8 protein-coding genes are annotated in these 7,154 nt (G+C 42.1%); 4 read left to right on the top strand and 4 right to left on the bottom strand.

The genetic code is table 11. The annotated features are described in order from the left end of the window. The 3 genes from ACTNC6_RS15840 to ACTNC6_RS15830 all read right to left on the bottom strand — a co-directional run. A partial coding sequence (locus tag ACTNC6_RS15840; protein WP_441044580.1) for a fibronectin type III domain-containing protein occupies nt 1-460 on the bottom strand: 460 nt, incomplete at its 3' end. A 187-nt stretch (nt 461-647) separates the two neighbouring features. Next, nucleotides 648-1,145, bottom strand: a complete 498-nt coding sequence (locus tag ACTNC6_RS15835) for a hypothetical protein (RefSeq protein WP_441044577.1) — start codon at nt 1,143-1,145, stop codon at nt 648-650. 414 nt (nt 1,146-1,559) lie between these two features. Continuing rightward, nucleotides 1,560-2,168 carry a hypothetical protein gene (locus tag ACTNC6_RS15830; protein WP_441044576.1) on the bottom strand — a complete coding sequence of 203 codons (609 nt, stop codon included), beginning with the start codon at nt 2,166-2,168 and terminating at the stop codon, nt 1,560-1,562. A gap of 390 nt (nt 2,169-2,558) precedes the next feature. Here ACTNC6_RS15830 and ACTNC6_RS15825 point away from each other — a divergent pair, with 390 nt between their 5' ends. The 4 genes from ACTNC6_RS15825 to ACTNC6_RS15810 all read left to right on the top strand — a co-directional run bounded on the left by ACTNC6_RS15825 (nt 2,559) and on the right by ACTNC6_RS15810 (nt 6,522). After that, nucleotides 2,559-2,969 (top strand): hypothetical protein, encoded by a 411-nt coding sequence (locus tag ACTNC6_RS15825; protein WP_343308929.1) that lies wholly within the window; start codon nt 2,559-2,561, stop codon nt 2,967-2,969. A gap of 33 nt (nt 2,970-3,002) precedes the next feature. After that, a complete protein-coding gene (locus ACTNC6_RS15820; RefSeq protein ID WP_441044575.1) occupies nt 3,003-5,162 on the top strand; it encodes a DUF927 domain-containing protein in 2,160 nt (719 codons plus the stop codon). Between the two features lie 612 nt (nt 5,163-5,774). After that, a complete protein-coding gene (locus tag ACTNC6_RS15815) occupies nt 5,775-6,032 on the top strand; it encodes a hypothetical protein (RefSeq protein WP_441044574.1) in 258 nt (85 codons plus the stop codon). 226 nt (nt 6,033-6,258) lie between these two features. Continuing rightward, entirely contained in the window at nt 6,259-6,522 is a 264-nt protein-coding gene (locus ACTNC6_RS15810; RefSeq protein WP_441044573.1) for an LPXTG cell wall anchor domain-containing protein, read from the top strand. Nucleotides 6,523-6,609: 87 nt separating this feature from the next. On the opposite strand, the gene ACTNC6_RS15805 is transcribed toward ACTNC6_RS15810, so the two are convergent. Further along, nucleotides 6,610-7,154, bottom strand: a 545-nt coding sequence (locus ACTNC6_RS15805; protein WP_441044572.1) for a CAP domain-containing protein, incomplete at its 5' end; no start/stop codon positions are given.

Raw genomic sequence — 7,154 nt, 5'->3', positions numbered from 1 at the left:
CACCAGCCTTTTTCCATGAAATGGTAACGCCTTCTGTATCCTTATCATAAGTTGCAGAAATAAGTTTAACTGTCTGCGGAACTGTAGATGCTGTTAAGCCCTTCTTATTATAGCTGCCAGACTTTTTCGTTTTCTTATTGTAAGCCTTTACAGTATAGGTATACTTCTGCCCTACAACAATTGGATACTTCTTGGAAGAAGTGTGAGTGTAGCTGCTCTTGGAATTGTCAAGCGTTTTGATTTTTGTCCACTTTTTCGTTCCTTCTTTCTTATAATAAACGATGTAATGAGTGGCGCCTGATGTCTTTTTCCATTTGACATTGATTTTGTTGTAAGCCGGAGCTGAAATGCTGTTAAGCTTAACCGTTCCCGGTGCAGATGCAGCCTGAATGGTTACCGGCATCAGCAGTATGACAGCCAGCAAAAACAGCAGACAGGGAAAAAATCTTCTTTTTTTCATAAACAGAGTCCTCCTTTATGTTGTATATTGTACTACTAAGATTTCATGGAAACAAGAAGGAATACGGATTCAGGTTTCTGCCGGATAGTTGGAAATATATGGAAAGATAGATACCTCTGAATAAATTGGATGTGTTAGATGAGAAAAGCGTAGAGCAGGGATGATTACCTGTTCTACGCTTTTCCTGTTATGAACAAAGTTGCATACTAACGACTTTTCCGTCTTTTACTTTAATCCATAAGCCTAAACCATTCAAACGTTTCATGACATATACAAATCTTGACTTGGAATAATTATTTCTATATGGCTTATCTGGATTTTCGGGGTTAAATTCAAGTGAGAAGTATTTTGTCTTGGAAGTTAGTTTAAAGGTATGTTTTCCATATTTAACAAATGCTTTTTTATTTTGATAATTTATTGTTCCGTTTTTAGATGTATAGAATGAGGAATACATTGTCAATGTGTTTCCCTTGCATACGACTTTCATTGTTCCGGTGTCATAGTAATATTTGTTTCCGACAAGTTTTCTGCCGCCTTTCTGACGTACTAAATGGGTATAATAGTATGTTGTGCCGGATTTCTTAGTTGCTGCCTGTACCTTTGAGACTCCCATGCATCCGGTAACGAGACAGATAGCAAGTAAGATTGCTAAAACTTTTTGAAACCTGTTTTTCCATGTTTTCATGATGAAGACCTCCTTTTCTTTATATGTCTGATTATAGTACCGGAAGATGGAAGAGTCAATTAAATAGGTGATAAGATATCAGATTGTGAAAGATTATGGGGGAATCTGTAGAAAAGACTTGTCTGTTAGAAAAGAATGTAGTACTCTGAAAGTGCATGAACACTTCACTCATGCAGTAATACACACTTTTTTAATAGAGAAGAGCAGCCGGATTGTCTGGCTGCTCTTCTCGTTATCGGGAGAACGGTTTTGGGGTGACGGACGAAGGACGGCAGGAGGGCAGGAGACACCGGAAGGTGGATGCCCCGAGAACACCTTATAGGTGGTCAGTAATTGCGCCCTTGTGGTGTTGAGGATTACTCAAAAATCATAAAATCATGACCACACCACCATGTTACAGCCGGTAACAGATGCTTATAAAGCAAAATCAGATTCGTTATTGCGGGGATGACCGGCCTGGATTTTGGCTAGACCCTGCCAGAAATCTACCTGTTCTGAAGCTGATTTAAGCTGGATTTCTAATTCAGCCTTTTCCCTGATATATTTTTCTCTTAGTGTCTGATAGTCCTGACTGAGCTGCTTGTAATGAGTCTGGGCTTTTTCAAGTTCTTCTTCTAATCTTTGGTTTACCGTTTTGAGGCTTCCGTTCTCATGCTCTAATTGCCGGAGCTGTTCAATATTACAGAAGTCCGCTGCGTTCTTGGACATCCCGTCACATATATTTGATAATTCCTCAAGGAGCTGTTTGTTCGTAGTAAATTGAGCCTGGGGATTTCTATGCTCCTCCAGAAATTTGACTGCCTCATCATCAAGATACTGGGTCTTTCCTTCTTTTCTGATATGAGTGACCAGAACATTTTTATATAGTGCTACCTGCCGGCGGACGGATTCATATGAGATGCGGCTTTTCCTTGCGTATTCCTGCAGGGTAGTTCCCCGGCCGTCTTCACAGTGCCAGTCACGTCCAAGCAGGTATTCATAGTCCATTTGGTTCATTGGATATCTGGGGTCAATGTCATGCATAAAGTTTTTCCTCCTTTGCAACTTATCATATCACAACGAATATGCTTTTACAAGAATATATTCTGAATACAAACAACGTAATAATTTAGAAATCATATGAAACAAATAAGATAAATGGAATATATATATGGATTTTAAGCATGCTATTTGATGAAAAGAAAAGTTTTATAAAAAACGCTGTTAATAAATACTTGAAAAACATAAAGCGTTGTGGTATAAAAGAGGTGTAAAGGAAAAAAAGAAGATAACTCAATAGGGAGGAGTGATTATTATGTAAGGAACGCAGTAAGACGATACAGCGGAAACTTATTAACCACTACCTGAAAACCGGAAGCCGGTTTATCAGATGAGATTTCATATAAATATCTTTTACGAAAGGGGAAAACTTTTATGAGACCATTTAAAGAACTTTACGATAATAAAAACCATGCAGACCTTCAGGAACTTGAGAAGAGTTACGACAGGTTCAGGGATACTGTCAGGACATTATTTAAGAAAGTAGACCAGGCCGCTGACGAGGCCGAAACCCGGTATCTGATGGAAACTGTCAGGGAAATAGAACAAGAGGGCAGGCCTTTCCGCTATATATCAGCGAAGGAACTGGAAGATGTCAGGACAAAAGCTTCACTTGAAGCAACTCAGGGAGAAATAAAAGCCTGTATTGCTGCTGAGCGTGATTTCCTGAAAGTGCTCAGGGAACTGATGGAGGCGGGGGTGCTCCCATTTGAAGAAGCTGACTTTATTGCGAATGCTGCACACAGGGAAGCCCATGGACAGAACGGTGACATTGAGGCAGCCTGATATAAAATACTGATACGAAAGGAAGAAAAAACTATGACAGATAATACATTAAAAACAAATAATACCCAGCAGGTGGAACCAGAACTCCCTCCATTAACAAAAGAGGAAGCGGAGATGCTCCTGGAGGAAGCAAAGAACTGGAAGGAGCCGGAGTATGATGATTACGATGCTTATAACACTTGCGAAGCAAGCTGTGATGTGGGATTCCCGCCAGCTTTAAAGAAGAAGCCGTCTGCAGAGGAATATGCCAAACAGATAGACAAGACCGGCTTTGAAAAGAAAGGCCTGTATAAAGGGATTGTACAGGTAGAGGATGATTTCCGCAGGATAAGGCTGATTAAGGCATACCGGGAAAGGGCAAAGGAGCTTGGCGGAACACAGATGGCAAAATTCTTTGATGAAATGCTGAAAACTGCAAAAAAAGAATGGATGGAGGGAGAAAAGATGGGTATGAAGAAAAAAACGATGCCGGCGTCCGGAACAGTGCTGGGAAGGACAAATTATACAAATTTACCGGAAGGGATGCAGAACCTGGACTGCGCGGACTGCTGGGAAGCAACAGACCAGGGCATATATTTCAACGGGCAGGGGAAGTATATCAAGGTCTGCAGCCAGTCGGTATCGATTACCGGAATCCTCCGTTCAGTAGAGAGCGGGGAGGAGATAGTCAAACTGGAATTTCGGAGGAACAAGAAATGGAAGAGGATAGAGGTGGACAGAGGAATCCTGGCATCCCCCCAGAAGATAATCGAACTGTATAAACAGGGATTCAGTGTTACCAGCCAGAACGCAAAAGCAATCGTTGCATTCCTGCAGGATATGCTGGACAGGGGCATAGAGAACGGCACTATCCCGGTCTCACTCGTCACATCTAAAATGGGATGGACGGAAGACAAATCAGCATTTATCCCTTATACAGATGAGAAAATCATGTTCAATGACCAGGGGAAATTTAGCAAACTGCCAAAAGCTCTGGAACCGAAGGGTGACTCAGAGCTGTGGTATGAGGTTATGAAAAAAGAACGTGATATCGAGATGGTACAGCTGCTGCTGGCAGCCAATCTGGCGGCTCCTGTGGTGGGGCTGCTTGGGCTGGAAGGCTTTACTGTAAACCTCCACGGACAGTCCCGCGGTGGAAAGAGTGTTACCAGTAAACTCTGTGCAAGCGTCTGGGCTGGACATGAATCAAGGGATGGATTTGTCTACGGTGTAAACAATACCCTCAATTCCCTGGATGAGATTTTGGGAACGTACAATACCCTGCCGTTCATCATGGAAGATGCCAATAACATGGATAAAAAAAGAAAAGTGGACATGTCATCAGTCATTATGAAAACCGCGAATGGGGTTGGAAAAGCACGTATGGGAAGAGATTTAAAGCTGAAACCGGTACAGACCTGGTATCTGGTAGGAATCTCGACTTCTGAGTTCAGGCTTTTGAAAGATGGTGACAATGGGGGTGCTTATAACCGTCTGGTGATGGTGAAAGCACCGGATGAAGAAGACTGTCCATACAAGGAAAATGCGGCAGAACTTCTGGATTTTGCAGAGAACAACCACGGATTCTGCGGCAGGGATTTTGTGAAAGTCCTTCAGAAACTGGGAAAAGATACCGTTGCAGAGATGCTGCAGGGGGTAAAGCGTGAGGTTGATGAGAAGGCAAAGGAAGCGGGAAAATCCGGAGGACAGGTGCTGCCGATAGCGGTACTGGTGCTGACAAGCCGGCTTGCAGAAGAGCATCTGTTCCATGATGGGAAAGTCATTTCCGTGGAAGATGCGGTGAGATGGATGACAGACAAGGATTTGGCAGACCAGAACGAAAGATTCTATGAGACTCTGATGGACACTGTGATGACAAATGGAAGCAAATTTGAAGGCCTTGGTATGAATACAGATTTCCCGCCGCAGAATTACTGGGGACGTTACGACAGCGCAACGAACAAGATTGGGATTATCCCGTCTGTCCTGAGGAAACTGGCAGAAGAGGCTGGTGTGGATGATGTGAAGGCCTTTCTGGAATATCTGGATGGAAAAGGCATGATTGATAAGGATAAGAACGGGAACCTGACAAAAAATGTGTATTCTTCCTGCCTGGCGAAGGGGAACCGGATGCATGTGATTCAGATGAAGAAGGCCGACAAGGATTCCTGTGATGCTTCATTTGGTAATGGGGATTGTCCATTTGGTAACTGATAGGGAAGATAGGAGCGGAGAGCCTGGAAACGGGCTCTCTGTTTTGATGCAGGGATTTATAAGAAATTTACAGAAGGCTTACAGGCTGCTGTAAGAGCCCGGATGCCCGCAAAGCCGCATAAACAGGGCACTTGCGGGCTCCGGATGGGATTCTTACAAAGTTTTCCAGAAGTGATTGCTGTTATGGAGAAGGATATAATATTTTTTTCATCAAAAACTTTTTCTATAGGTCAGTGTATGTTGGAAAATCCTGTAAGTTTGTAAGATTTAGTAAGATATAGATATTTGTTATATATAATATATAATTATATTTAAATAAAAGGATTATAAATTAGATATATTGCATAATAAAAAGAGGGGTTTGGATGCCGTGGGGATTATAGTGGAAATGTAAGTTTTGTGTAAGCCGTGCGATATCTGAGTACTGGCAGGCGGGAGGTATTGATGGAGGGGATGGTTATTGCGGCCGTCAGGTATAGATTGCCTGTATAGAAAGAAGTTAGGGGTGTATGGGTGAGAGTATCAGTTATTGTAGCCGTCAGATATGAGTGCCCGTATAGAAAGCAGTCAGGGGTGTATGGGTGAAAATATCAGTTATTGCAGCCGTCAGATATGAGTGCCCGTATAAGAATCAGTCTGGATGTGCTGGCAGAGAACCACCTGCCGGCTCTGCCGATATCCCCGGCCGGCGCAGCTAATCTTTTTATACAGAGCCTGACAACCTGCCGGCAGGGATTAACCCAAAACGGGCAGTCCCAAGGACTGTCCCGCCAGTATCCTTCCGCGTATCTTGCCGGTTCATCCGGGCTGTTCTGCCTGTCTGCATCCTGTCAGCGCCCGCCGGTCACTCTGCCAGGCAGAAGCCCTTGACGATGATAATGCTAATTCTTGAAGCAGCCATTCAGCCAACATCTAAGAAACATCCGAACTTTAAACGACTTTTAAATGTAGGAGAGAAAACGGTACGACACACAGATACAGATGGTAAAGTATTTTTGACAATCTTGACCAAGGAACATATAAGATTACCGAAATCAAGACGAAAGACGGAAATGCATTACTTAAAGAGCCGATTGTATTTACATTACCGTTTAAGATGACTAACCAAGAGGCATCTGAATACGGAAATGTAGATTTTACAACTGCAAAAGAAGATGTTGGATATTCTGGCAAATGGTATTTCTATGAGTGCTTGTATGAAATCACCAATAACGCTACATTTAAGATGCCGATGACTGGTGATGACGGTAAGTGGAAATATGGATTTATCGGACTTGGAATTGTCATGGCGATAAGTGCAGGATTTGTGATTTGTAACACAAAAAACAAAAAAGCAAAGAAGCGAAAACATAAAAAATGATATATAAAAACAGAGAGAACAGCTTTAAAAGCTGCTCTCTCTATTTTCTTTATTTTTTATAAATAAGGAAATTGTCGTGATTCCAATTTATTTCCATATTGCATGCAATGTCATATCATTTCCAATTTGCCTTCCAGAGTATCGGCATCCATTTTCATCTTCCCAACATACAAATGTATATCCTTCTCGAACAGGTTTTGGTAAGTCCCTCTCGTACTTAAGCTCTGTTCCATAATAAAAATACATATCATACACGCTGACATTATTTAATGTTGGAAAATAACCACCATTTGCATCAATTGTCAACTTTTCTTTTTCACCATAAGCAGTAAATAATTGTACACAATAATATGTAGAACCAGATTTACATACACCAACACCAAGGTGCGTTGAGTGCGTATTTAGTAATGCGACACGGTGTCCAGAACTACCCATCCAGCCATCTACTACATCCTGAGGTGATGTAAATCCAGCTGCGATATTCTCAGCTGCCTCATTATCGGGTATATGGTTATATTCTTCAAAAACAGTTAAGGCATTGGTTCCATCCGGTCTCGTATGCGAAAACTTAATAGAAATTTCTCTTGCCCTCTGCATAGCGGCTCTGCTCAAGTCATCATTCGTTTGTACTA

The organism is Blautia sp. HCP3S3_C4 (assembly GCF_052064095.1).
Classification (GTDB): domain Bacteria; phylum Bacillota; class Clostridia; order Lachnospirales; family Lachnospiraceae; genus Blautia_A.
This window is presented reverse-complemented; position numbering and strand designations above follow the sequence as displayed.